Source organism: Caballeronia sp. ATUFL_F1_KS4A, from assembly GCF_023630905.1.
Taxonomy (GTDB): domain Bacteria; phylum Pseudomonadota; class Gammaproteobacteria; order Burkholderiales; family Burkholderiaceae; genus Caballeronia; species Caballeronia zhejiangensis.
In genome coordinates this window covers 36,548-62,443 of record NZ_JALQEB010000009.1, presented here as the reverse complement: position 1 = coordinate 62,443, position 25,896 = coordinate 36,548, and the positions used below count along the sequence as shown (strand labels likewise).

The window sequence follows — 25,896 nt, the reverse complement described above, 5'->3', positions numbered from 1 at the left end:
GATCACTTCGCGGCGAGCGGCTTGACGACCACCGGCGCATTCGGCAGCGCGCCGAACGCCGACGGCGCGTAGAGCGCTTCGACGCGCGTCGGCGGCAGGCCGAACGTGCCCGGATTGTTCAGGCGGATCGTGTATTCGACGCTCAGCTTGCCCTTCGGCAGATAGTCGTAATACGCGCGATAACCATCGAAGCCACGCTCGACGAACGCGGGCCACGCGCCGTCATCCCGCTTCTCGCCTTCGGTCGCCGCAGCGGAATCGCGTCCGAGACCGGAGCCGAGGATCGTCGCGCCCGCGGGAATCGGATCGTTGACGACGACCCACGTCATGTCGCTTTGCGCGTCGATGTCGAGATGCACGCGGACGATATCGCCGCGCGACAGCACGCCTTTCACGGCGGGATCGATCGGCGTGACAGTTTTCGCGATGCGATAGCCCGCCGCGAACGGCGCCTTCAACGCGACAGCCGCGAGACTTTCGATCGTCGCCCACGGCTTGCCCGTGCCGTCCTGCGAGAGCGTGAGCGAACCGCTGCTCCACGGCAGCATCACGCTGCGCGCGTTCGCGTTCTTCGTCGCGGGCGTGGCCGAGGCGGGCGCGGGCGTGGACATGACAGCGGCGCTCCAATTCACGCTTTGCGCCGATGCGCCCAGCTGGATCGACGCGTGACCCGTCACCGGCGTGCTCTCGAAGAGTTGCGAGAATCGGCCGACGGCGAGCGCGCCCCACAGATTGGCGGTCGTCGTTTGCCACGCGCCGTGCTTCTGCAACGCGAGCAGGCCCGCGACGACGCGCGGCATTTCGTCCTTCCAGCCGGGCGCATCCGCGAAGATGAGCGCGGTGCGCGCGGCGTTGGTTTCCGTGCCGGTCATGAGCCACCAGAGATCGTCGTCGCGCTCGGTCGAGAACGTGAGTCGCGTGCCCTGATACGTCAGACGCGCGCGAATGATCTGCTCCGCCTGCGCACGCTTCTCGTCGCGATTCGGAATGCCGTCGACGCGCGACAGGATTGCGTAGTAGTCCAGCACCGCGGATGTCGGCCACTGATCCGGCGCGACCGTGATCGAGCCGAGCATGCGCGGCTGTGCAAGGCCATAGCGCGAGAGCGCTTCGATCGCGGCGAGCTTCCTATCGTCGAGATCGTTGCGCGGCGCCCAGAACTTGCGCTCGAGCTTGCCGTCGACGAAATTCGCGAGGCCCGCCGCCATCTGATTGCGCAGATCGTCGGGCAGCGCGAAACGGCGATCCTGTTTCGCGGCTTCATCGGTGACGGCGAGCAGATAGGCCGTGAGGGCGGGGCTGCCGGTCGGGCGCTCGTCGTCGGCGGGCGGGAAGTAGTTCGCGAGGCCGTCGCGATCGAGATACGACGGCATCCGCGCGAGCACGCCTTGCCAAAGCGCTGCGTCCATCAGGCCGAGCGCGCGCGAAGTCTGCTGTTCGAGGCAACTGTACGGATAGCGCTCGAACCAGCGACGCACGCCGGGCAGTCCTTCGGCGAGCTTCGATTGCAACGACACCGCGATGCCGCCGCGCACGGCGCCGTCGCTCGACTTGATTGCATCGGCGGGCGGCGCGACGGGCAGCGTGAGCGTGCCGTCGACTTGCGCGAGGGTCGCCTGCTGGACATTGACGGGAATCGCCGCGACGACTTTCTGCGTCAGTTTGACGGCATCGCTCGCCCTGGGTCCGGCCTGTTCGGACGCGGTCACGTTCCATTCCAACGCTGCGGATGAATTCGCGCCGAGCACATCGGGCGTCGTGACCTCCCACGCGACTTCCTGCGACGATTCCGGCGCAAGCTCGACCGTGCGCGCATCGAGCGCCAGCGCGCCGGCATGCGGCGTGATGACGACGCGCATCGTCCGCGCGGTCGTGTTGCGCAGCGTGAACTGCGCGCGGAACGAATCGCCGACACGCACGAGCGGCGGCAATCCCGATATCAGTTGCAAGTCCTGCGTGCTCTGAATCGATGCGCTGCCGGTGCCGAACTGTCCCGCGCCGACCGCCGCCACCGCGACGATGCGAAAGCGCGTGAGCGCGTCGTTCAGCGGAACGTCGATGGTCGCTTCGCCTTTGGCATCGAGCGTGACGCGCGGATTCCACAGCAGCAGCGTGTCGAACAGTTCGCGCGTCGCGCTGTGTCCGCCGCCGCCGCCCGCAGGCACCGCCTTGCGCCCGAAGTGCCGCCGCCCGACGATCTCCATCTGCGCGGTCGCCGTCTGGACGCCGTACGCGCGCCGTTCGAGCATCGCGTCGAGCACGTCCCAGCTTCGATTCGGCATCAGTTCGAGCAAGGCTTCATCGACGGCCGCGACGGCGATCTGCGTGCCCGCGGGCGCGGGCTTGCCATCGGGCAGCGCGACTTTCACCTTGACGTGCGCCTTGCCTCGCACGGTGTACGACTTCGCATCCGGACTCACGCTGACCGCGAGCCTGTGCGCCGCCGTGCCGACCTTGATCGACGCCAGCCCGTAGCGGAACGCGGGCTTGCTCAAATCGACGAGCGGCGTCGGCGCCTGATACTGACGGCCTTCGTACCAGAACGCGCGCGCCCATTCGACCGGCGCCTTCCATCCCCAAGTGAAGAAGGAATACCACGGCACTTCGCGGATGCGTCCGCGCAACGCGAGCACCGACACGTACACGTTCGGCGCCCACGACTCTTCGATTTTCAGCTCGACGCTCGGATCGGTGCCGTTCAGTTCGACGACTCGCGTCTCGACGATGCCCTCGCGCTCGACGGCGACGAGCGCCGTCGCGGAGCGGAACGGCATGCGGACCTGGAAGCGCGCGGTTTCGCCGGGCTCGTAACTCGTCTTTTCCGGCAGCACGTCGATGCGGTCGGTGTTCTCGCCGCCGAACCACAGCTCGTCCGCGCGCGTGACCCACACGGACGTACTCGCGTTGGCCGCGCGGCCGTCGCCGTCTTTCGCGATCGCGATGACATCGACGTTGCCGGCATCCTTCAGCTTCGCATCGCACGAGACGATGCCGTGATCGTCGCTCTTGCCGCTGCACAGCGTGCCGAGATCCTTGATTTCCGTGTGGTTGTCGTAAGCGTAGAAGCCGCCGACCATGCGCTTTCTCGAGCTCGACATCACGCGAGCGACGGCCTTGATCTCCACCGACACGCCCGCGCGCGGCTTGCCCTGCAGATCTAGCGCGATCGCCTGCACCGGCAGCGCGCCGCCGACCGATACCCAATGTCCCGCTTTCACGCCGACCGCGACGTCGGCGGGCCACAGCGTCGTGCCGCCGCTGATCGTCTGAATCTCGCCGTTCGGATCGGCGAAGCTCGCTTCGAGCGTGAGACGCTTCGGCGATTCGAGCGCCGGCAGCGGCTTGATCGTGACCTTGCCGGCGCCTTCGCGATCGAGCGTGACGCGCAGCTTGTCGGCGACGAGCTTCGTCGTCGCGTGGTCTTCCTGCTCGCTGTCTTCGTCTTCGTCTTCGGCCGGCGCGCTCGCGCCGTCGTCCGTCGGCTTGCGGTAAGGCGCGAAAGTGAACGCTTCGTATTGCGAAGCGAAGGGCGGCGCGGCATCGCGCACGAGCGCGGAAACCTGCACCGGCAGATTCGATGCCGGTCCGCCCTGCACGTATTCGAGCCGCACCGCGACCGGCGCTTCCTGCGCCGCGACGAGACCGGACGCTTTGGCCTCGCCGGCCGTGATCGAGCCTTTGAACACCGGCAGGCGGAATTCCTCCACGCGGAAGCTGCCGGCTCCGTACGACTGCGTCACCGGGTTGTCGTTGTCGTTGGCGTTGCCGCTATCGTCGTCGGATGAAGCTGTGCCGTTGTCGAGCGACACGCTGTATTCGCCGAGCTTCGCGGCGGCGGGCACGGCGAAGGTCGAATCGGCGCTGTGATCGGCGGCCCATTTGAGCGGCAAATGCCACGTCTGTCCGCTGCCGACGTGCCGGATCGTCACGCGCGTTGGATAGCTCTTCGGAAACGCGAAGCCGCCGAGCGTTTGCACGCGCAGCAGGTGCTTCATGGATACGGTTTCGCCCGCGCGCAGCAGCGTGCGGTCGAACACCGTATGCGCGCGCGTCGTGCGCGCCGCGCTCATGTCGGTCGGCACGTTGAAGCGCCACGATTCGATGCCGCGATCCCAGTCCGATGTCACGAACGCCATGTCCGGACCGCTCACGGGATCGTTCACGCGCGCGGACACGAAAAAGCCGCCCCACGCGAGACTGCGCTCGTTGCATCGGCGCACGGACGCGAGCGGCTTGCCGATTTTCGCGATGCCTTGCGCATCGGTTTTCGCGGTGGCGATTTCATCGCCGTTGCAGTCGGTGACGCGCACGTCGGCGTTCGCGACGGGCTTGCCCTTGTCGAGCGTCGTGACCCAGACGACGCTGTTCTCGCGTCCCTCTTTGAAATGCACGCCGAGATTGGTGACGAGCACCGACGTTCGCACGTACATCGCCTGATTCTTGTCGAGCAGCGATGCGCCGAGCGCCGGCGAACTCAGTTCGACGACATAGAAGCCCGGCTTTGTCAGCGGAATGCCGACGACTTCGAACGGACGCAGCGCTTTCGGATCGGCGGCGGGCAAGGCGAGGGTTTCGACGCCGCGCTGTTTCGCGAGCATCGACAGCGAACGAATGTCGATTTGCGGATCGTTCGACACCGAGCCGTCGCTGTTCGGGATGATGACCGGCTCGATACCGTTGTTCAGCATCGCGGGCATGAGCTTTTCGATGGACGAGCGCGACATCGAGACGCCGTCGAACATGTCGACGGCGCGCATCCACTCGCGGATGTCCGTGTCGGCGTCGAGCTTGAGCTTCGTGATCTGCGACGTGCCCGAATGGAGCCCTTGCACATGCAGGTCCGCTTCGACATGACGCAGCGTGACCGGCAGCATCGCCGGCATGCCGGGTTCCGCGAATCGCTCGATGATGCCGAACGTGCCCGACGAGAATTTCGCGAGCGGCGGCATCGCGGCGGTCGCGGTCTTGAGCGGGAAAAGGTCGGCGTTGGCGAGCGTGCGGCCGCTCACGTCTTTCAGATTCGCGGGCGCCTCGATGGTGAGACTGGCGCGCTCGGGCAGCGGCGCGGCGAACTCGATGCCGCTCACTTCCGCATCCTTGTCGCTAGGATCGAAGTGAGGCGCGGCGCTTCCTTTCGGACCGCGCAGTGCGAACTTCTGCGCATCGGCGCGGCTGATCGGCGCGGAGAACGTGAGGCGCATCGGCCGCAGCGGCGTGCACGGTGCGTTGGCGTTTTCGCGCTCGCAGGAGAAACCTGCGGTGAAGGGCTTGCGCACGTCGAAGTTGAAGCGCTTCTCGACGTCATTGGCGATGCCGCTCGGTCCCGTCACGCCCGTGCCGTACACCAGCTGCATTTTTGTCGCGGACGGCAACGTTTGCTGGCACGCGAGCGTCAGTACGCGATCGCTCTCTTTCTCCAGGCGGAAGTGTTTGAGCAGCGCGGCGCGCGTGGCGTCGTCGACGGCGCGGACCGGAATGCGATTGCCGAGCGCGCTCGATTCGCACCAGACATGCTGCAGCACGGACGCCTGCGTCGCCGGGCCGTTCAGACGCAGCACGAAGGCCTGATTTTCTTCGATGTCGCCGTAGCCCGGCATGATGCGTGTGACGAACGGTCCGCCCGTCTGGAACGCGAAGTGGCGCGGGCCGGAAAGCGCGTTGCCGGCCGTGGATTTGAGGGTGTCCGAGAGATCGAGCGCGCAGCGCACGCCGGGCGGCAGATCGTGCTCGAAGTCGAAGGCCCAGGTCTTGGCGTCGATCCAGCGGCCCGAGCCCGCGGTAGCCGATGCGCCCGCGCCGCTACAGGCGATCTTGCCGGGCGCGGCGGCGGCCGCATTGCCGAAGGCGGTCATCGGTTCGTCGAACTTGGCGACGACCTGCCGCACTTGCGCGACCTTGCCTTGCGGCGACACGCTCGTGATGCGCGCGGCATCGGCCCGATGAAGCGCGGCGCTTGATCCCAACGCGGCGATCAGCGTGGTTGCGGCCAGAATCCATTTTTTTTGTGACGTTGTTATGCGGCTCATCCACTCGCTCCGAGTTTTCCTCGACGCGAGATTCTACTGGAGCCTTACGTCGATCTTTCGTCGGCTGCGCTCGGGCGACGCTTTTTAACGGAAGATCAATCTGCGTTCACGTTCGGCAGATGCCGCGAACTCACGCGCCGCCAATACACGAACAAGCCGACGCCCGCGACGCCGAGGCTCGCCGAATTCGCGATCCAGAAGCCGCGCGCGCCCTGCAGCCATTCGGGCACGCCGCCGCCGACATCGAAGCCGAGCAGATAACCGCCGCCTAGCCCGATGCCCCATAGCGCGATCGCGTAGATCACGGTCGGCACGAGCGTCACCTTGTATGCGCGCAGGATGAACGCGGTGGTGATCTGCAGCGCATCGCAGAAGTGATAGAAGAAGATGATGAGCACGAGCGGCATCGCGGCCGCGATCACGTTCGCATCGGGTGTGTAGGCAGCGATCACGAGCGGACGCGCCGCGAGCAGGAGCACGCCGTACACGAGCGCGAGCACGCACGCCATGCCGATGCCGTGACGCGAGATCGAGCGGGCGTCGTCGTAGCGTTGCGCGCCGAGCGCCTGCGACACGAGCGTCGACGACGCGATGCCGATCGCGAGCGGCGTCATGTACAGCACCGCGCCGAGATTGCCCGCGATCTGATGACCGGCGAGCGTCGTCGTGCCGAAGCGCGAGATAAAGAGCGCCATGAACGTGTACGACGTGACTTCGATCAGATACGAGAGGCCCATCGGAATGCCGAGCCGCAGAAGCGCGAGCTGACGCCGCCAGACCGGCCAGCAGAAGTGCGAGAAGATGGCGAACGGGCGGAAGAACTCGACCTTGAGAAGCACCGTCATGCCGACCGCCGCCAGCACCCAGTTGATGAGCGTGCTCGCGAGCGCGCAACCCGGACCGCCCAGCGCCGGCACGCCGAATCCGCCGAAGATGAACCACGTGTTGAGTGGAAACTTGAGCAGCAGGCCGCCGACCTGCAGGAACATCACGAGGCGCGGCTTGCCGACGGCGTTCGTGAGCGAGCTGTAGACGCGAAACGCGAGGCTCGCGGGCAGGCCGAACGACAGAATGCGCAGATAGTCGACGGTGCGGTCGTGCAGCGCGGGCGGCGTCTTGGCGAGCGACAGAAGCGGCTCGGGATGGAACAGCAGCACGAAGCCGATCACGGCGAGCGCGGCGGCGAGCCAGAACGCCTGACGCGTCTCTTCGCCGATTTCGCTTTCGCGGCCCGCGCCGAAGAGCTGGCCGGCGATCGGCTGCAGTGCGACGAGAATGCCCGTCAGGCCGATATACACCGAGATATAAACGGAACCGCCGAGACCGAGCGCGGCGAGATCGGTGGCGGAGAAGCGGCCGACCATCGCGGTGTCGATCACGCCGAATGCGATCACCGCGAGCTGGCCGATCAGCACCGGCCAGGCGAGCGCGGCGATCTTGCGCACATCGCTCAGCATGCCGGTCGTACTCGCGGAAGTCGGTATCGCGCGCATCGTATTACTGCGCGCGGCGCAGGCTCTTCGGGCGCAGCGGTTTCTTCGCCGGCGGCACGGGACGCTCGATGCGCACGTAGAGACGGAACCGCTCGTCGCGGTCGGCGACGCGCCGGCCTTCCCAGACGAGCTTCCACTGGAACGCCGACATCGACGACGGCTCGCCGTAATCGGCCGGATCCTGGCGCAGGATCACATCGCAATCCTCATCGAACGCGAAATGCATGCCGCCGAAATACGCGAAGGTGGCGATCTGCGCGTCGCCGAGGCGTACGGGCGAGATGCAGGTGTAGTCGGGCGGCAGATGATCGGCAATTTGCTCGGCCACGTCGCGATACGTCCGGCTGTAGTTCACGACCGGCAGCCACAGCGTCATGAGCAGGACCCACATGAGCGTGGTGCCCGCACTCGACAGCACGACGCTGCGCCACAGCACCTTCGGATGACGGGCGAGCCGCCAGCGCGCGAGCAGGAACCAGCAGACGGTCACGGCCACCGCGCACACAAAGGAAATCAGCTTGAACTCGGGATGGAAACCCGGAGCGAGACGCGCGAGATTGCGGGCCATCGCCGAGGGGAAGCCGAACATGCCGGCGGTCCACACGAGCCACACCAGCGAGCCGATGATCGTGAAACTCAGCATCGCGAACCAGTCGATCGCGTTGATCGCGCCGCGCTTGAGGGTAGGCAGCGCGAACGTCGCGAGCACCGAAAGCGGCGGCAGAAGCAGCATGAATAGCCGGTTGGTCTCGTGCGCCTGCAGCACGACCAGCACGAGCAGCGGCCCGATGATCGACAGCGGCACCCCGACGTGCGGCGAGCGGCGCAGCCCGCCCCAACTGACGAACGCCCACACCGCGAGCGGCCACGCGGGCCACGTGAAGAGCGGCAGGTTCTTGATCGCGTAGCCGAATATCGAACCGGGCGTGCCGGAGAAGAACGAGAAGCTGTTGCGCCACCATTGGCGCAGCCACCATTCGCCGTCATCCGGGAAGTAATGCAGTGTCGGCAGCACCCATGCGCCGATCAGCAGGATCGCGACCGGCAGCCCGAAGATCAGGAGCGGCGCGGAGCGGATTTGTTTGACGACGATCGTCATCGCGAGCGTGCAGAGCAACAGCGCGAAGACGAGCACCGGCGAGCTCGACAGGCCGACTACGCCAAGCGCCGCGCCCCACACGAGACCGCCGTGGATCGGCTTGTCGAGGCTGCGCACGAGGCCGTAGAGGAGCATCGCGGTGCCGGCGAACTGCGCAAGCTGCGGCGTGGTCTCGTGGCCGCGCTCGGCGAGTCCGAAGCACGCGAGCAGAATCAGCAGCGCGCCATCGGCGAGCGTGCGGCCGTAGTCGCGCGGCTCCGGTTCGCCGCCGAACGCATATTTGAAGGGCTGGGCCTCGTCGCGCCGGCCGAGCAGATAGGCCGAATACCAGACGAACGCGCAGGCGAGACAGAAGAGCAGGCCCGTGACCACGCGCGATGCGTTGCTCGCATCGACCCACGGACTCAAAAGCCGAATCGCCGATGCGCCGAGCCAGTACATGAGCGGGCCGTCGGCGGTCGGCGCCTTGCCGACCAGGTTAGGCAGCAGCCAGTCGCGCGCGTCGCCATTGGCCATCGTCCACATGACGCCGAAGCCGCCCGCATCTTCGTTCTTCCACGGATCGCGGCCGAACAGTCCGAACGACGCATAGGTGATGCAGATGGCGAGCAGAAGCCAGCGCGGCAGGGCGCTGGTGGCGGAGGCGGTCAGACGAACGACAGATCGCATGCGTGAAGGCTTGATGGAGAGCGGCCCGCTGATTCGCGCTGGATGCGCGACGGGGCCAAAGCAACCGGCATTGTAGTCGCGCGGCGGCGTAAAGGGCGGTTCATCGAAGCTCGCCGTAACCCCGCGCAACAATGCATGCCGGATGCAGCAAGGGCGGTGCGGTGGCATGCGCCAAGCTGCCGGCGACAAAAAAGGGCAGCCGAAGCTGCCCTTTTCGCTGAAGCCGAAGCCCGACTTACTTCTTGGTGGAGAAGCGCGCGAACTTGTTGTTGAACTTCTCGACGCGGCCCGCCGTGTCCATGATCTTTTGCTGACCGGTGTAGAACGGGTGCGATTCCGACGACACTTCGATTTTCGCGAGCGGGTAGGTCTTGCCGTTGAATTCGGCGGTTTCGCGCGTCTGGATGGTCGAGCGGGTCACGAACTTGAAGTCGTTCGACATGTCGACGAACAGGACTTCGCGGTAATCCGGGTGAATGCCTTCTTTCATGGTCTTTCCTGGTATCTGGCGGTAGCCAACCCCGTTGCACTCGTTTTTTAGTGCCGCGCGAGTCACTTGCCTAGGGTCGAAAAACGGCGATTATGCCAGAAAATCAGTCGGTTGACATCTTTTTCGGAGGCCGCGGCGCAACTCATGCAGCCGGCGCGACGAGCGCCCCAACGCCCGCCGGGTCTTGCCGGTAATAGCGCGCGAGCAGCCGGTAAAGCTCGGGATATTCGGCTTCGAACAGCTTCGGCGTCACGAAAAGCGCCTCGCTGCACACCGCGAAGAATTCCGACGGATGATCGGTCGCGTAAGGATCGATCAGCGAGTCGCGTTCGAACCGCGCCCAGCGGCGCTCCGGCACGGCATCGACGCGTGCGCAGAACTGGTCATAGGCGTTGTCGAAAATGTCGGACCACGCGGTCGAATCGAGCGGCGCGTGCCAGCGCCGGTAAAGCGGCGGATGACCGTCGGCCTCGCCCGTCACCATGTCGATCTTGTGCGCGAATTCGTGGATGACGACGTTGTAGGCGTCCGATCCGTCGGCCATCTGCGCGTCTTCCCACGACAGGACGACCGGGCCGCCTTCCCACGCTTCGCCGCTCGCATCGTGCTCGACTTCGTGCACCACGCCGTCTTCGTCCTCCACGGTTTTGCGGATGATGAACTCGCCCGGATACACGATCACACCGACCCAGCCGCGATATAAATCGAGATCGAGATTGAGCACCGGCAGACAGGCCTGCGCGGCGATCGATACGATCATCTGATCCGTCAGTTCGAGATCGTGCGCCGTCGAGAATTCCTTCTGCGCGATGAAAAGGCTCGCGGTGTCGCGCAGACGCGCGAGGTCGCTGGCGTCCAGATGTCCGAAGCACGGATACGTGTCGAGCGTGCGTTGCCAGAGCGCGTCGTCGATCGCGTATTTGCGCAGCGCGCGCTCGCGGCGTTGCGCGCCGAACCAGCGGGAGAAGAGGTTGGCCATGCGTTGAATCGGAAGACTGGACTAGTTGCGGATTGTACGCACGGCCCCAATAAAAAACCGCCTGACGATGCAGGCGGTTTTCTGTTCCGAAGCAGCGAAGCGGGACGGGGATCAGCCTCCGCCGCGGCGCATCATGTCGAAGAACTCGGCGTTGTTCTTCGTCTGACGGATCTTGTCGAGCAGGAATTCCATCGCTTCGACTTCGTCCATGTCGTGAATGAACTTGCGCAGCACCCAAACCTTCTGCAGCAGATCGGGCTTGATGAGCAATTCTTCGCGACGCGTGCCCGACTTGTTCAGATTGATCGACGGATAGACGCGCTTTTCCGCGAGGCGGCGCTCGAGGTGCACTTCCATGTTACCGGTGCCCTTGAACTCTTCGTAGATCACGTCGTCCATGCGGCTGCCGGTTTCGATGAGCGCCGTGCCGATGATCGTGAGCGAGCCGCCTTCCTCGATGTTGCGCGCGGCGCCGAAGAAACGCTTCGGACGCTGCAGCGCGTTGGCGTCGACACCGCCCGTCAGCACCTTGCCCGATGCCGGCACGACCGTGTTGTAGGCGCGCGCGAGACGCGTGATCGAGTCGAGCAGAATCACGACGTCATGCTTCATTTCGACGAGACGCTTCGCCTTCTCGATGACCATTTCGGCCACTTGAACGTGACGCGCGGCCGGTTCGTCGAATGTCGATGCGATGACTTCGCCGCGCACCGAGCGCTGCATTTCAGTGACTTCTTCCGGGCGTTCGTCGATGAGCAGCACGAACAGGATGACGTCCGGATGATTCGCCTTCACCGCATGCGCGATGTGCTGCAGCATCACGGTTTTACCCGACTTCGGCGATGCGACGAGCAGGCCGCGCTGGCCCTTGCCGATCGGCGAGATCATGTCGATGATCCGGCCCGTGACGTTTTCCTCGCCGCGCATTTCGCGTTCGAGCGGCAGCGGCTTGTTCGGATGCAGCGGCGTGAGGTTCTCGAACATGATCTTGTGTTTCGAGGCCTCGGGCGGCTGCCCGTTGACTTTGTCCACCTTCACGAGCGCGAAATAGCGCTCGCCGTCCTTCGGCGTGCGGACTTCGCCTTCGATCGTGTCGCCGGTGTGCAGATTGAAGCGGCGGATTTGCGACGGGCTGATATAGATGTCGTCCGTGCTCGCGAGATACGACGTCTCGGGCGAGCGCAGAAAGCCGAAGCCGTCGGGCAGCACTTCGAGCGTGCCGTCGCCGAAAATCGTGTCGCCGCCCTTGGCGCGCTTTTTAAGAATCGCGAACATCAATTCCTGCTTGCGCAGGCGGTTCGCATTTTCGATTTCGAGGCCGTTGGCCATCTCGATCAGTGCGGAGACGTGCTGAGACTTGAGCTCGGATAAATGCATACGGATTTCCCGCCGGGGAGAGAGGTGCGACAGAAAGATTTGGGAGAAGAGGTGAGCGGAACCGCTCGAGACTTAATACTTCTTGAACTCTTGTGATTCTAGCATAGCACACGCCACAGCGGCCTCGGGTGGGCTTTGGGCGGGGCTTGTCGGCCGATGTTGTCGCGTGACAACATCGGCTGCATCGGCACCACGCCCTGGCGTGTCGTCGATGCAGACGCGAGCGACGGGAGATGCCGCCGCTCGCCGGTGATGCCGTTACAGGTTGCTGTCGAGGAACGCGGTCAGTTGCGACTTGGACAATGCGCCGACTTTCTGCGCGGCCACTGCGCCGTTCTTGAAGAGAATCAGCGTGGGAATGCCGCGCACGCCGAACTTCACGGGCGTCGACTGATGTTCGTCCACGTTGATCTTCGCGATCTGCAGGCGATCGCCGTAATCCTTCGCGACTTCGTCGAGGATCGGGGCAATCATCTTGCACGGACCGCACCACTCAGCCCAGAAATCGAGCAGGACAGGTTTATCCGACTTGACGACATCCTGTTCGAAAGAAGCGTCGCTGATGTGCTTGATTGATTCGCTCATTGTCTGAATACCTCTATTGAATCGAGGCCCGCGTTTGAATGCTCGCCACGATACACCAAAACCGAAAAAATTTTCGTCACCAACGGGCCGGACTTCGGCCCGCGCGCCGTGCGCCAGAATGAACCGCGAACGGCGGCGAATGATCCGCGGAAGGGCGAAATGCACCACTTCCAAGTAATTCACGTGTCATCTTAGCCTAATTCGCTATCCGTTGCCGGATGCTGATAGGGCGCATCTGAGGCCGAAAATACGAAGCACAAGAGGGGCTCGGAAGGGCGTGCGTTTCGCCGACGCCTTCCGGCTGCGCCCGACCCCGTGGTACAATTCAACGTGACGGGCCTCCTCGCATGGTGGCGCGGTCAACCTGGTCAGGTCGGGAACGAAGCAGCCACAGCCGCTTTCCACCAGTGCCGAGGGTCGGGCTCGTCACCTTCCGCTTTTCTTCCGTAGGTCTCCCTGCTGGTTTTCCTGGCTTATTCGTGTTCCGCACGCCATGGCGCGTGGCGAGTTCGTGCGCCCGATCACCCCGCTGGAGCGGCGTTTGCGCAAGGTCGTTGCTGATACAATTTCGCGCATGACCTATCAAGTTCTCGCACGCAAATGGCGACCGAAATCATTCGAGTCGCTCGTCGGCCAGGAGCACGTCGTCCGTGCGCTCACGCACGCGCTCGACGGCGGCCGCCTGCATCACGCGTATCTTTTCACGGGCACGCGCGGCGTCGGCAAGACGACGCTCTCGCGCATCTTCGCGAAGGCGCTCAATTGTGAAACCGGCGTGACCTCGAAGCCGTGCGGCGTGTGCCGTGCGTGCCGGGAAATCGATGAAGGCCGCTTCGTCGATTACGTCGAGATGGATGCGGCGAGCAATCGCGGCGTCGACGAAATGGCGGCGCTGCTGGAGCGCGCCGTGTACGCGCCCGTCGATGCCCGCTTCAAGGTCTACATGATCGACGAAGTGCACATGCTCACGAACCACGCCTTCAACGCAATGCTGAAGACGCTGGAAGAGCCGCCGCCGCACGTGAAGTTCATTCTCGCGACGACCGATCCGCAGAAGATTCCGGTCACCGTGCTCTCGCGTTGCCTCCAGTTCAATCTGAAGCAGATGCCGGCGGGGCACATCGTCTCGCATCTGGAGAACATTCTTCAGCAGGAGAACATCCCGTTCGAGCCGCAGGCACTGCGTCTCTTGTCGCGCGCGGCGGACGGCTCCATGCGCGACGCGCTTTCGCTGACCGATCAGGCCATCGCGTATTCGGCGAACGAAGTCACCGAGGAAGCCGTGCGCGGCATGCTCGGCGCGCTCGATCAAAGCTACCTGATCCGTCTCATCGACGCGCTCGCCGGCGGCGACGGCCCCGGCGTGCTCGCGATCGCCGACGAAATGGCGCTGCGCAGCCTGTCGTTCTCGACGGCGCTGCAGGATCTGGCGAGTCTTCTGCATCGGATCGGATGGGCGCAGTTCGCACCGACGTCGGTGCTGGACGAATGGCCTGAAGCTGCGGACATCCGCCGCTTCGCCGAGATGCTGTCGGCCGAGCAGGTTCAGCTTTTCTATCAGATCGCCACGGTCGGGCGCAGCGAGCTCGGTCTCGCGCCGGACGAGTACGCCGGCTTCACGATGACGCTCCTGCGCATGCTCGCGTTCGAGCCGGCGGGCGGATCGGGCGGCGGCGTCGCCGTGGGTGCGCCTTCGGGCGCGAAGCCCGCGCGCAGCGCCGCGCTCGTGGGTGCGATGGCCGAGCGCGCCGTCGCGCCTGCGCCTGCGTCGGTTGCTAAAGCGCCGGCGCCCGCCGTCGAGACGCTGGTCGTGAAGGCGGTCGAAGAACCCGTCGTCGAAAAGAGCGAGCCCGTGCCGGTAAAAGCCGCGCCGATGCCGAGCGCCGCGCGACAGGCCGTCGATGAAGCCGCGCCTGCCGCGCCGAGCACGTCCGACGAAGCCGCGACATCGCGCGCGGCAAGCGGCGCGAGCGCGGCGCTTGAAGTCTTGCGCAGCGCGGGCATGCGCCTGTCGTCCGATCGGGGCGCGCGTGGCGCGTCTGCGCAGACGGCGGCTCCCGCTGCGCCCAAGCCCGTCGCGAAACCGGCCGCGCAAGTTCCGGTGCCGACGCCGCGCCGCGCTCCGGCTGCCGCATCCGCCGCGCCCGAGCCGAAGCCCGAGCCGAAGCCCGCGGCCGGCAACGCGAGCAAGTCGAACGTCGTGCCGCCGTGGGAAGAGATGCCGCCCGACGACTACGCGCCGGCCGGATCCGAAGACGCTTACTTCATGCCGCCCGACGACGGCTTCGTGCCAGCCTTCGACAGCGGCCCGGACGACATGCGCTTCAACGCCGAGCCCGCCATGAAACCGGCGCCCGTCATCGACACGGCGCCGTTGCCGCCCGCCGTGCCGCTCGATGCGCTCGGCGTGTCGATCGAATGGGCGGCGCTCGCCGTCGATCTTCCGCTGAAGGGCGTTGCGTATCAGCTTGCGTTCAACAGCGAGCTCACCGCCTGCGATGCGAATTCCGTGACGCTTGCGGTTCCGGTCCAGATGTACACCGACGCCACGCATGTCGGCAAGCTCAAGGCCGCGCTCGCCGAAAAGCTCGGCCGCGCGATCGAGGTCAGCGTGAACGTCGCGCCCGCGCGGCGCACCGCCGCCGCGCTCGACGCCGCCGAACGCGCCCGCCGTCAGCAGGAAGCCGAGCAGGAGATCAAGCAGGATCCGTTCGTGCAATCGCTGATCCGCGATTTCGGCGCGAGCATCGTGCAGGGTTCGATCAAGCCGATTGCCGCATCGGGCGCGAATCCATCGTGAACTGAAGCGCGCGGCGCGGTTTTCGACTTCGCGCCGCCGCACCGAATATCGGGCGCGCGCATCGCGCGTGCTTTTGCCACACGTTTTCCAGTAAGGAGCCGAACCATGATGAAGAACCAACTCGCCGGGCTGATGAAACAGGCTCAGCAGATGCAGGAAAACATGAAGAAGATGCAGGATCAGCTCGCGCAGATCGAGGTCGAGGGCCAGTCCGGCGCCGGTCTCGTGAAGGTGACGATGACCTGCAAGAACGACGTTCGCCGCGTGCAGATCGACCCGAGCCTGCTCGCCGACGACAAGGACATGCTGGAAGACCTCGTCGCCGCCGCGTTCAACGACGCCGTGCGCAAGGCGGAAGCCACTACGCAAGAGAAGATGAGCGGCATGACCGCCGGCATGCCGATGCCGCCGGGTTTCAAGCTGCCGTTCTGATCGCGCGCGCCGGAGCGGATTCGGCGCGCTTCGATGTCAAATGAAGGACACATGAAACAACCTTCCGCCCTGTCGGCGCTCGTCGAAGCGCTGCGTGCGCTGCCCGGCGTCGGACCGAAGTCGGCGCAGCGCATGGCGTATCACCTGATGCAGCACGATCGCAGAGGCGCCGAAAAGCTCGGCAATTCGCTGCTGTTCGCCACCGAGAATCTGAAGCACTGCGAGAAGTGCAACACGTTCACGGAAAGCGATATCTGCGAAGTCTGCAGCGACGAAGAGCGCGATCCGGCTTTGCTGTGCGTCGTCGAGACGCCTGCCGACCAGATCATGCTCGAACAGACGCTCACGTATCGCGGGCTCTATTTCGTACTGATGGGACGGCTCAGCCCGCTCGACGGCATTGGTCCGAAGGAGATTCACTTCGAGCGGCTCATCAATCGCGCGCTCGACGGCGTTGTGCGGGAAGTGGTGCTCGCCACCAACTTCACCAACGAAGGCGAAGCGACCGCGCACTATCTCGCGCAAACGCTCAAGAGCAAAGGGCTCAAGGTGACGCGGCTCGCGCGCGGCGTGCCGGTCGGCGGCGAGCTCGAATATGTCGATGCCGGCACGATCGCGCGCGCGATGCTCGATCGCCGTTCCGTATGAAAGGACTCCAATCGATGACAGAAACCGAAGCGCTCGCGCTCGCGACGCATCGTCACTACAAGGGCGGGCTGTATCGCGTGATCGGCGTCGCGCGGCACTCGGAAACCGAGGAAGCGATGATCGTCTACGAGCATCTGTGGCCGCATGAACGCGGCTTGTGGGTGCGCCCCGCGGCGATGTTCAACGAGACGCTCGCCGACGGCACGCCGCGCTTCAAGCCGCTCGATATTCCGCTCTGAGAAAACACACAAAGGAGACACGACCATGAGCGCAACGACGGGACCACTCGCGGGCGTGAAGGTACTGGAACTGGGCACGCTCATCGCCGGACCGTTCGCCGCGCGCTTCATGGGCGAGTTCGGCGCCGACGTCATCAAGATCGAGGATCCGAACGGCGGCGACCCGCTGCGCAAGTGGCGCAAGCTCTATCCGGAAGTGGGCGGCACGTCGCTCTGGTGGGCCGTGCAGGCGCGCAACAAAAAATCCGTGACGATCAATCTCAAGGCCGACGAGGGCAAGGAGATCGTGCGGCGGCTCGCGAAGGAAGCCGATATCGTCGTCGAGAATTTCCGGCCCGGCTTGCTGGAGAAACTCGGGCTCGGTTACGAGGTGCTGTCCGCCGACAATCCCGGTCTCGTGATGGTGCGCCTTTCCGGTTACGGTCAGACCGGTCCGTATCGCGATCGTCCGGGCTTCGGCGCAATCGCGGAATCGATGGGCGGTTTGCGTCATATCACCGGTTATCCGGATTTGCCGCCGCCGCGCATCGGCATTTCGATCGGCGATTCGATCGCCGCGCTGCACGGCGTGATCGGCGCGCTGATGGCGCTGCATCATCGCCAAGTGAACGGCGGCAAAGGCCAGGTCGTCGACGTCGCGCTCTATGAAGCCGTCTTCAACATGATGGAAAGCGTCGTGCCGGAATACGGCGTGTACGGCATGGTGCGCGAGCGCACGGGCGCGTCGCTGCCGGGCATCGTGCCGTCGAACACGTATCCGTGCCGCGATGGCAGCATCGTGATCGGCGGCAACAGCGATCCGATCTTCAAGCGCCTGATGAACGCGATCGATCGCGCGGATCTCGCGGACGATCCCGCGCTCGCGTCGAACGACGGACGGGTGCCGCGCACGCAGGAAATCGACGACGCTATCGCCGCTTGGCTCTCGACGCGCAGCATCGACGAGGCGCTCGCTGTGTTGAACGCCGCCGACGTGCCGGCCGGGCGCATCTACAGCGTCGCCGACATGTTCACCGATCCGCAATACCTCGCGCGTCAGATGCTGCAGCGTTTCCCGTGGCAGGACGGCCGCGAGATCACGCTGCCGAACGTGACGCCGAAGCTCTCCGAAACGCCGGGGGAAACGCGCTGGCTCGGGCCGCAACTCGGTGAACACACGGATGAAGTACTTCAAACGCTCGGGTATGATGCCGACGATATTGCGCGGCTGCGCGCGGCCAAGGTGATCTGAGCCTCGAGCCGAACAGCGCCGACAACGATAAAACCAGGAGACAGACAACGATGAAACGCAGAACGTTCATCGCGAGCGGCGCCGCGCTCGCGGGCGGGGCAATCTCGGGCATGCCGCTCGCATTCGCACAGAACAAGCTGGAGCAGAGCAAGGTATCGGTCGCGGTCGGCGGCAAGAATCTCTTCTACTATCTGCCGCTCACGATCGCCGAGCGTCGCAACTACTTCAAGGACGAAGGGCTCGACGTCGAAATCGCCGATTTCGCGGGCGGCGCGAAGGCGCTTCAGGCGGCGGTCGGCGGCAGCGCGGATGTCGTATCCGGCGCGTTCGAGCACACGTTGCTGCTGCAGGCGAAGAATCAGTACTTCCGCGAATTCGTGCTGCAAGGGCGCGCGCCGCAGATCGTGCTCGCCGTGTCCAAGAAGGCGATGCCGAACTACAAGTCCGTCGCCGATTTGAAGGGCAAGAAAATCGGCGTGACGGCGCCGGGCTCGTCGACGGCGATCATGGCGAGCTTCGTGCTCGCGCAAGCGGGGCTGAAGGCGACCGACGTGTCGTTCATCGGCGTCGGCGCGGGCGCGGGCGCGATCGCCGCGCTGCAATCCGGCCAGATCGACGCCATCGCCAACCTCGATCCGGTGATGACCAAGCTCGATCGCGCGGGCGATATCCGCATCGTGTCGGACACGCGCACGCTCGCGGACACCGTCAAGGTGTTCGGCGGCAACATGCCGGCGGGTTGCCTGTACGCGTCGCAGAGCTTCATCACGAAGAATCCGAACACGACGCAGGCGCTCACCAACGCGATGGTACGCGCGCTGAAGTGGCTGCAGACGGCCTCGGGCAAGGATCTCATCTCGACGGTGCCGGAAAGCTATCTGCTCGGCGATCGCGCGCTGTATCTCGATTCGTGGCAGCACGTGAAGGAAGCGCTGTCGCCGGACGGCCTGATGCCCGCCGACGGTCCCGCGACCTCGCTCAAGACGCTGCAAGCCTTCGACGAAACCGTGAAGGGCAAGCCGATCGACCTGTCGAAGACCTGGACCAACGATTTCGTCAAGAAGGCGCTTGCGAGCGTCAAGGTCTGACCGATGTCGTCGCCATCGAACCATGCGCTCGCGCTCGAGGACGTCACCTGCACGTTCGCGTCGCGCGAGAGTCGCCGTGATCGCTACACGGCGGTCCGCGATACGAGCCTCGCGATCGCGCCAGGAGAATTCGTGTCCGTCGTCGGGCCGACCGGCTGCGGAAAATCGACATTGCTCAACGTGTCGGCGGGATTGCTGGAGCCTTCGTCGGGCACCGTGAGCGTGTTCGGCGAAAAGCTGAAGGGCATCAACCGGCGCGCGGGCTACATGTTCCAGGCCGATGCGCTGATGCCGTGGCGCTCCGCGCTCGACAACGTCACGGCCGGCCTCGCGTTTCAGGGCGTGCCGAAGGCCGAAGCCGACAAGCGCGGCGAGGAATGGCTGAAGCGCGTGGGCCTCGGCGGTTTCGGCGACCGTTATCCGCATCAGTTGTCGGGCGGCATGCGTAAGCGCGTCGCGATGGCGCAGACGCTCATCCTCGATCCCGACATCATCCTCATGGACGAGCCGTTCTCCGCGCTCGACATCCAGACGCGCCAGCTCATGGAAAACGAGTTGCTCGATCTGTGGGCCGCGAAACGCAAGGCCGTGCTTTTCATCACGCACGATCTGGACGAGGCGATCTCGATGTCCGATCGCGTCGTCGTGCTGGCGGCGGGGCCGGGCACGCATCCGATCGGCGAATTCGCGATCGATCTGCCGCGCCCGCGCGATGTCGCCGAGATCCGCTCGCATCCGCGCTTCGTCGAACTGCACGCTCGGATCTGGGGCGTGCTGCGCGAAGAAGTGCTGAAGGGTTATCAGCAGCAGCTGAAGCCCGCCGCCGCCGAATAAGACGATACGACCATGTGGAACAAGCTGCGCCCGAATCGGGCGAATCTCATCGTGTGGCAGTGGCTGTTGCTGCTCGCGTGCTTCGTGCTGTGGTACATGCTGACGAGCCCGACGCTCTTGCCGCCTTTCTATTTCGACGACGCGAACAAGGCCGCCTTTTTCTTCGGCGAGCCGCAGAAGGTGCTCATACGCATCTGGGAATGGTTCACGAGCGGCGAGATTTACATCCATCTGTGGGTGACGCTGATCGAAACGGTGCTGGCGTTCGTCATCGGCACGGTGACGGGACTCGGCGTCGGTCTCTGGCTCGCGCTCGCGCCGATGACGAGCGCGCTCCTCGATCCCTACATCAAGGCCGCCAATTCGATGCCGCGCGTGATCCTCGCGCCGATCTTCGCGGTGTGGTTCGGTCTCGGCATCTGGTCGAAGGTCGCGCTTGGCGTGACGCTCGTGTTCTTCATCGTGTTCTTCAACGTGTATCAGGGCGTGAAGGAAGTGAGCCCGGTCGTGCTCGCGAATGCGCGCATGCTCGGCGCGAATCGCAAGCAGTTGCTGCGGTATGTCTATCTGCCGAGCGCGACCAGCTGGGTGTTTTCGAGCCTGCACACGTCGGTGGGGCTCGCGTTCGTCGGCTCGGTGGTCGGCGAATATCTCGGCTCGGCGCGCGGTGTCGGTTATCTGATCCTGCAGGCCGAAGGCACCTTCGACATCAACACGGTGTTCGCGGGGATTCTCGTGCTGACCGCGTTCGCGCTGGTGCTCGACGGTCTCGTCGCGCTGGTCGAGCGCCGGCTCATGAAATGGCAGCCGAAGAGCGGAGAAACCGAGAAGCTTTGACGCCCCGGTTGTGCGCGTGCCAACACGCCGTCAACGAAGCCGACCGTTTTCGGAATGCCCGTCATGGCACGACACGGTCGACATCGCTATCATGCTGTCCTGGACAGGCCGTTGCACGACGTCCGTCGTGCGATCCCGCGGGACCAACAATGAAACTGCGAACTGACGGTTCGATTGCGGTGGTATTGCCATCGCCGATCGGCGACAGCCTCATCGGGCTCGTTCTCGTCGACAATCTCATCCGCAACGGATATCGCCCCGTCGTGTTCGGCTGGGTCGTGGAGCAACTCGCCGACTGGTTTCCCCATGTGACGGTAGGGCGTCGCGACGCCTGGCAGGGCGCGTTCGACACCGTGATCGAGCTTCGCCCGACCGACTACGCATCGACGCTGAGCCGCTCGGGCCAGACCATCTGTCTCGCCACGCTGCCCGAATACGGCGGCTCGAAGCACATGGTCGACCGCATCGTCGATATCGCGAAGAACGTGCTCGGTCTCGCCGACGTGACGCGCGCGAACGGTCTCGTCGTGCCGTCCGGCGTCATGCGCGGGCGCTTCGCGAATCGCGTCGTCATTCATCCGACCGGCAGTCATCCTGAAAAGATGTGGGGCCGCGAGAAGTTTCTTGCGCTCTCGCGTGCGCTGACGCGGCGGAGATTGCGGCCGAGCTTTCTCGTCGCGCCTGCGGAGTTCGGCGTCTGGGGCGATATCGCTGAAGAAGGGTGCGAGGTCAATGCGCTGCCGCAACTGGGCGAAGTCGCGGCATGGATCGCCGAATCGTCGTGGTTCATCGGCAACGATTCGGGGCTCGGGCATCTCGCGTCCTGCATCGGCGTGCCGACGCTCTCTCTCTTTATGCGCCAGGGCCTTGCGCGCTCGTGGCGTCCGGGCTGGGGCCCGGGCGCGGTCGTGGTGCCGCCGTCCTTTCTGCCTTTCGGCGGGCTTCGCGAACGCTTGTGGCAACGCCTGCTCACCGTGCGTCGCGTGACATCCGCGTTCAGGACGTTGCACGGCAACCATGCGCGCGCGGCGCAACACTACGCGATGGCCGATTTCGCCGACGCCAAAGCGGCTCAGCCGACCCAAGCAACGCGCATCGGCATGCTGCCGCGCGCGCAATCGCGACGCCTATAAGCGGACGCCTTCACGCCGCGAAGCGCGAATAGACGCGCCAGCAGCGAAGCGCGCGCCACACTTCGCTCGCATTGGTCGCGCCCTTCAGCATCGCGCGAACATACCCCGACTGCAGAAACTGCCGCGCGAAAGGCTTGCGCAGTTCGTCGTCGGTCAGGCGCTTTCTGAGCACATGCAGGAGATGACCGCTTTCGCGGTTGGCTTGGCGTAGCAGAATCCGGCTGAGACTTCGGTCGGTTTGCGGATCGAGCGCGGCGGTCACGAGCGCGTCGATCACGCGCAGATAACCCGCCGCGCGGCGCGCGACAGCGGCCGGCGAGGGCGAGTTCGTGATCGATTCCGGATTGCGTCGATAGCCGTACAACGGTTCGCGCACGAAACCGACGCGCTGTGCGTGAAGCCCGAGCTGCAACGCCCAGATGATGTCCTCGTGCACCACGCCTTCCTCGAAACGCAGGCCGTGTCTCACGACGACATCGCGCCGCACGCATTGCAGCCACACGCAGACGACCCAGTCGTCGTTCGGCACGGTCCGTTTCAGCCACGCCGTGCCGTCGCAGATGTCGCCCCACGGCTGGCCTTCGTACATCGGTCGAGGATCGGCGGGCGGCGGCAAGTCCTCGAAGCTGAATCCGTTGCCGATCACGACATCGAGCCGATGCTGGCGGCCGTGTTCGATCCACGTGCGCAACGCGCCGGGCTTCATCCAGTCGTCGCCGTCCGCGAACGCGATCCACTCGCCGCGCGCGAGCGTCAGCCCGACATTGCGCGACGCCGATACGCCGCGATTTTCCTGCGCTACCACACGGATGCGCGCATCGGCCGCCGCCATCGTTTCGAGCATGGCGAGACTGTCGTCTGTCGCGCCGTCACAGATCGCGATGACTTCGAGATCGACGCCTTGCTGATCGAGCACCGAGCGCAGCAGCGCTTCGAGCCAGGCTTCGCAGTTGTAGACCGGCACGATGACGCTGACATTGGGGCATAGACTCGCCATGGCTCTTCGCGGAGTGCGTGAAAGCGCGCAATGGTAGCAGTGCGCGCGTTATGGCTCGATCACGATCTTGCCCGTCACGCGCCGGTTCATCATGTCGTCCAGCGCTTGCGGCGTTTCGTCGAGCGAGTAGCGTTTCGTGACGACAGGGCGCAGCTTGCCCGCTTTGATCCACTCGACCATCGTCGCGAATTCCCGATCGGCGAGCGCGTGTTCGCGCTGCATGTGACCGCCCCAGAACACGCCGACGATGCTCGCGCCTTTCAGCAGCGCCAGATTGAACGGCAGCTTCGGAATCTCGCCGTTCGCGAAGCCGACGACGAGATACCGTCCGCGCCAGCCGATGCTGCGAAACGCGGGTTCGGCATACGTTCCGCCGACCGGATCGAAGATCACATCCGGCCCGTTGCCGTCCGTCAGCGCCTTGATACGTTCGCGCAAGTCTTCGTGCGCGTAATCGATGACCTCGTCCGCGCCATGTTCGCGACAGAACGCGAGCTTCTCCGCGCTCGATGCCGCCGCGATCACGCGCGCACCGACGATCTTGCCGATCTGGATCGCCGCGATGCCGACGCCGCCGGCCGCGCCCAGCACGAGCAGCGTGTCGCCGGCCTTGAGCTCGCCGCGATCGACGAGCGCGTGATACGACGTGCCGTAGGCGAGCGAGAACGCGGCGGCCTCGGCGAGATCGACGTCATCGGGCAAGACGATGCAATCGGCGGCTTTCGCGCGCGCCTGTTCGGCGAACGCGCCTTGCGCGGTGTAGGCGGCCACGCGCATGCCGGGCGCGAGATGCGTGACGCCCGCGCCGGCTTCGCGCACGATGCCCGCGAACTCCGCGCCGGGCGTGAACGGCAGCGGCGGCTTGAACTGGTATTTGTTCTGGATGATGAGCACGTCGGGAAAGTTCACGCTCGCCGCTTTCACGTCAATGACGACTTCGCCTGCTTCCGGATGCAGGTCGGGCAGCGTTTCGATCGAAAGCGTGTGGGGCAATCCGTGTTCGTTGCATCGTACGGCGCGCATGTTTTCTCCTGGTTGAACTGGGCTCAGTGTATGGCAGTTCGAGTCGTCGTCGCGCCACTTTCCTCGGTTACAATCGTCGGATGCGAATCCTACTCAGCAACGACGACGGTTATCTGGCGCGCGGCATCAATGTGCTGCACGATGTCCTGCAGCCGCTCGGCGAAGTGACGGTGATGGCGCCGGAGCAGAACTGCAGCGGCTCGTCCAACTCGCTTACGCTGTCGCGGCCCTTGAGCGTTCATCAGGCGCCGAACGGTTTCAACTTCGTGAACGGTACGCCGACCGATTCCGTGCACATCGCGCTCACGGGCATGCTCGACGAGCAGCCTGATCTCGTCGTGTCGGGCATCAACAACGGGCAGAACGTCGGCGAGGACACGCTGTACTCGGGCACCGTGGCGGCCGCCACCGAAGGCTTCATGTTCGGCATTCCGGCGATCGCATTCTCGCTCGTCGGCCGCGACTGGCTTCATCTCGACGACGCCGCGCGCGTGGCGGCCGAGATCGTCGCGCATTTCCTCGAACATCCGATGCCGGGTCATCCGTTGCTGAACGTGAACATTCCGAGCCTGCCTTACGATCAGTTGCGCGAATGGAAAGTGACGCGCCTCGGCAAGCGTCATCCTTCGCAGCCGGTGATCCGCCAGACCGATCCGCGCGGCAACCCCATCTACTGGATCGGCCCGTCAGGCGATGCGCTCGACGCGAGCGAAGGCACCGATTTCCACGCGGTCGCGAACGGCTTCGTGTCGATCACGCCGCTGCAACTCGATCTCACTCATACGAAGCTCATGGCGGAGACGCGCGAATGGGCGCGCGCCGGGAGCGCTCGCACATGAGCGACGAGCGCGCCAAGCGCTTTCCGCTGGCGCTCGCGGATCTTGTTCGCGAGCCGCGCAAACCCGCGGCCCGTCCGCAAGATTCGCGCGGCAAGCCAACCGCCGCTTCCGCGCTGAAGCCGACGCAGCCGGCAAGGCCTGGACAATCGCGCGCGGCGAACGCGACGATGAAAAATCCCGCGACGGCAGCGGCGTCCGCGAAGCCGGCCACGTCCGTTTTTCCCGTGCGTTCGGGCGCGAAGACCGCAATTGGCGGGGCGAAACCGGTTCCGTCGGCGAGCAAGAGCGCGGCGCAGACGCATCATTCGGCTCATCCGGCGCGCGCGAATTCACTGCGTCCGGCGCCGCGGCCCGGCGAGCGCGACCTGAACGCCGCCGCGATCGCGACGAAAAAAGGCGCGCCCAATGTTGCGCTGGCAAGCACGCAGACACTCACATCGGAACGGGTGCGCGAGCGCATGGTCGAACGCCTGCGCTCGAACGGCGTGACCGATCCGCGCGTGCTCAATGCGATGTCGGTCGTGCCGCGCCACATGTTCGTCGATCCGGGGCTCGCGGCGCAGGCTTACGAAGACGCCGCGCTGCCGATCGGCCATCACCAGACCATCTCGAAGCCGTCGGTCGTCGCGCGCATGATCGAACTGGTCGCGACCGGGCGCGCGTTGAACAAGGTGCTGGAGATCGGCACCGGTTGCGGTTATCAGGCGGCCGTGCTGTCGCAAGTCGCCACTGAGGTTTATTCGATCGAACGCGTGCGTCCGTTGTCGGAGCGCGCGAAGCTCAATCTTCGGCCGTTGCGCGTGCCGAATATCCGGCTGCATTACGGCGATGGCCGCCTCGGCTTGCCCGCGGCCGCGCCGTTCGACGCGATCGTCATCGCGTGCGCCGGCCTCGACGTGCCGCAGGCCTTGCTCGATCAACTGGCGGTCGGCGGCAAGCTCGTCGCGCCGGTCGGATCGCAGGCCGCGCAGTCGCAGGTGCTGACGCTCGTCACGCGCGTGTCGGCAAGCCAATGGCGGGAAGAGCAGCTCGATCGCGTTTTCTTTGTACCCTTAAAATCCGGAGTGATTTGACACC

At 65.0% G+C, this 25,896-nt stretch carries 20 protein-coding genes and 1 other RNA gene; 12 read left to right on the top strand and 9 right to left on the bottom strand.

The window, feature by feature from the left end:
• Positions 1–2: 2 nt before the first annotated feature.
• The 7 genes from NCS03_RS08410 to trxA all read right to left on the bottom strand — a co-directional run bounded on the left by NCS03_RS08410 (position 3) and on the right by trxA (position 12,718).
• Entirely contained in the window at positions 3–6,026 is a 6,024-nt protein-coding gene (locus NCS03_RS08410) for an Ig-like domain-containing alpha-2-macroglobulin family protein (RefSeq protein ID WP_250529050.1), read from the bottom strand.
• Positions 6,027–6,121: 95 nt separating this feature from the next.
• Positions 6,122–7,483: an MATE family efflux transporter gene (locus tag NCS03_RS08405; protein WP_250434835.1), complete on the bottom strand. Its 1,362-nt coding sequence runs from the start codon at positions 7,481–7,483 to the stop codon at positions 6,122–6,124.
• Positions 7,484–7,523: 40 nt separating this feature from the next.
• Entirely contained in the window at positions 7,524–9,287 is a 1,764-nt protein-coding gene (locus NCS03_RS08400) for an ArnT family glycosyltransferase (protein ID WP_008349322.1), read from the bottom strand.
• 235 nt (positions 9,288–9,522) lie between these two features.
• Positions 9,523–9,777 (bottom strand): type B 50S ribosomal protein L31, encoded by a 255-nt coding sequence (locus tag NCS03_RS08395; protein ID WP_008349325.1) that lies wholly within the window; start codon positions 9,775–9,777, stop codon positions 9,523–9,525.
• Positions 9,778–9,919: 142 nt separating this feature from the next.
• The gene (locus NCS03_RS08390) at positions 9,920–10,756 is read right to left on the bottom strand and encodes a M90 family metallopeptidase (RefSeq protein WP_250480545.1); all 837 of its coding nucleotides are present in this window, start codon (positions 10,754–10,756) and stop codon (positions 9,920–9,922) included.
• A 111-nt stretch (positions 10,757–10,867) separates the two neighbouring features.
• Positions 10,868–12,133 carry a transcription termination factor Rho gene (rho, locus tag NCS03_RS08385; protein WP_008349328.1) on the bottom strand — a complete coding sequence of 422 codons (1,266 nt, stop codon included), beginning with the start codon at positions 12,131–12,133 and terminating at the stop codon, positions 10,868–10,870.
• A 258-nt stretch (positions 12,134–12,391) separates the two neighbouring features.
• Entirely contained in the window at positions 12,392–12,718 is a 327-nt protein-coding gene (gene trxA / locus NCS03_RS08380; protein ID WP_008349330.1) for a thioredoxin TrxA, read from the bottom strand.
• A gap of 332 nt (positions 12,719–13,050) precedes the next feature.
• On the opposite strand from trxA, the gene ffs reads away from it, so the two are divergent.
• From ffs to NCS03_RS08330, 10 genes are all read left to right on the top strand, one after another.
• Positions 13,051–13,149: signal recognition particle sRNA small type (ffs, locus tag NCS03_RS08375), an RNA gene on the top strand.
• A gap of 143 nt (positions 13,150–13,292) precedes the next feature.
• Entirely contained in the window at positions 13,293–15,518 is a 2,226-nt protein-coding gene (locus NCS03_RS08370; protein WP_250529049.1) for a DNA polymerase III subunit gamma/tau, read from the top strand.
• Between the two features lie 105 nt (positions 15,519–15,623).
• Positions 15,624–15,950: a YbaB/EbfC family nucleoid-associated protein gene (locus tag NCS03_RS08365; protein WP_008349334.1), complete on the top strand. Its 327-nt coding sequence runs from the start codon at positions 15,624–15,626 to the stop codon at positions 15,948–15,950.
• Between the two features lie 51 nt (positions 15,951–16,001).
• Positions 16,002–16,598, top strand: coding sequence for a recombination mediator RecR (gene recR, locus NCS03_RS08360; RefSeq protein ID WP_250529048.1), 597 nt, complete (start codon positions 16,002–16,004; stop codon positions 16,596–16,598).
• 14 nt (positions 16,599–16,612) lie between these two features.
• On the top strand, positions 16,613–16,837 hold the full coding sequence (locus NCS03_RS08355) for a DUF1653 domain-containing protein (protein WP_034473750.1): 225 nt from the start codon (positions 16,613–16,615) through the stop codon (positions 16,835–16,837).
• 25 nt (positions 16,838–16,862) lie between these two features.
• The gene (locus NCS03_RS08350; RefSeq protein ID WP_008349341.1) at positions 16,863–18,068 is read left to right on the top strand and encodes a CaiB/BaiF CoA transferase family protein; all 1,206 of its coding nucleotides are present in this window, start codon (positions 16,863–16,865) and stop codon (positions 18,066–18,068) included.
• 50 nt (positions 18,069–18,118) lie between these two features.
• On the top strand, positions 18,119–19,156 hold the full coding sequence (locus tag NCS03_RS08345) for an ABC transporter substrate-binding protein (protein ID WP_250434830.1): 1,038 nt from the start codon (positions 18,119–18,121) through the stop codon (positions 19,154–19,156).
• A 3-nt stretch (positions 19,157–19,159) separates the two neighbouring features.
• A complete protein-coding gene (locus NCS03_RS08340) occupies positions 19,160–19,990 on the top strand; it encodes an ABC transporter ATP-binding protein (protein ID WP_250529047.1) in 831 nt (276 codons plus the stop codon).
• A 12-nt stretch (positions 19,991–20,002) separates the two neighbouring features.
• Positions 20,003–20,827, top strand: coding sequence for an ABC transporter permease (locus NCS03_RS08335; protein WP_034473729.1), 825 nt, complete (start codon positions 20,003–20,005; stop codon positions 20,825–20,827).
• Between the two features lie 149 nt (positions 20,828–20,976).
• Positions 20,977–21,960, top strand: coding sequence for a glycosyltransferase family 9 protein (locus NCS03_RS08330; protein ID WP_008349351.1), 984 nt, complete (start codon positions 20,977–20,979; stop codon positions 21,958–21,960).
• 10 nt (positions 21,961–21,970) lie between these two features.
• On the opposite strand, the gene NCS03_RS08325 is transcribed toward NCS03_RS08330, so the two are convergent.
• Both NCS03_RS08325 and NCS03_RS08320 read right to left on the bottom strand, forming a co-directional pair.
• On the bottom strand, positions 21,971–22,957 hold the full coding sequence (locus tag NCS03_RS08325; protein WP_250529046.1) for a glycosyltransferase: 987 nt from the start codon (positions 22,955–22,957) through the stop codon (positions 21,971–21,973).
• 48 nt (positions 22,958–23,005) lie between these two features.
• Positions 23,006–23,980, bottom strand: coding sequence for an NADPH:quinone oxidoreductase family protein (locus tag NCS03_RS08320; RefSeq protein WP_008349355.1), 975 nt, complete (start codon positions 23,978–23,980; stop codon positions 23,006–23,008).
• Between the two features lie 80 nt (positions 23,981–24,060).
• Between NCS03_RS08320 and surE the strand changes: the two genes are divergently transcribed.
• Together surE and NCS03_RS08310 are read left to right on the top strand one after the other, a co-directional pair.
• Complete coding sequence (surE, locus tag NCS03_RS08315; protein WP_008349357.1) at positions 24,061–24,819, top strand: 5'/3'-nucleotidase SurE; 759 nt, start codon at positions 24,061–24,063, stop codon at positions 24,817–24,819.
• Positions 24,816–25,892 carry a protein-L-isoaspartate(D-aspartate) O-methyltransferase gene (locus NCS03_RS08310; RefSeq protein WP_250529045.1) on the top strand — a complete coding sequence of 359 codons (1,077 nt, stop codon included), beginning with the start codon at positions 24,816–24,818 and terminating at the stop codon, positions 25,890–25,892. Before surE ends, NCS03_RS08310 begins: the two co-directional genes overlap by 4 nt.
• The last annotated feature ends 4 nt before the right edge of the window (positions 25,893–25,896 follow it).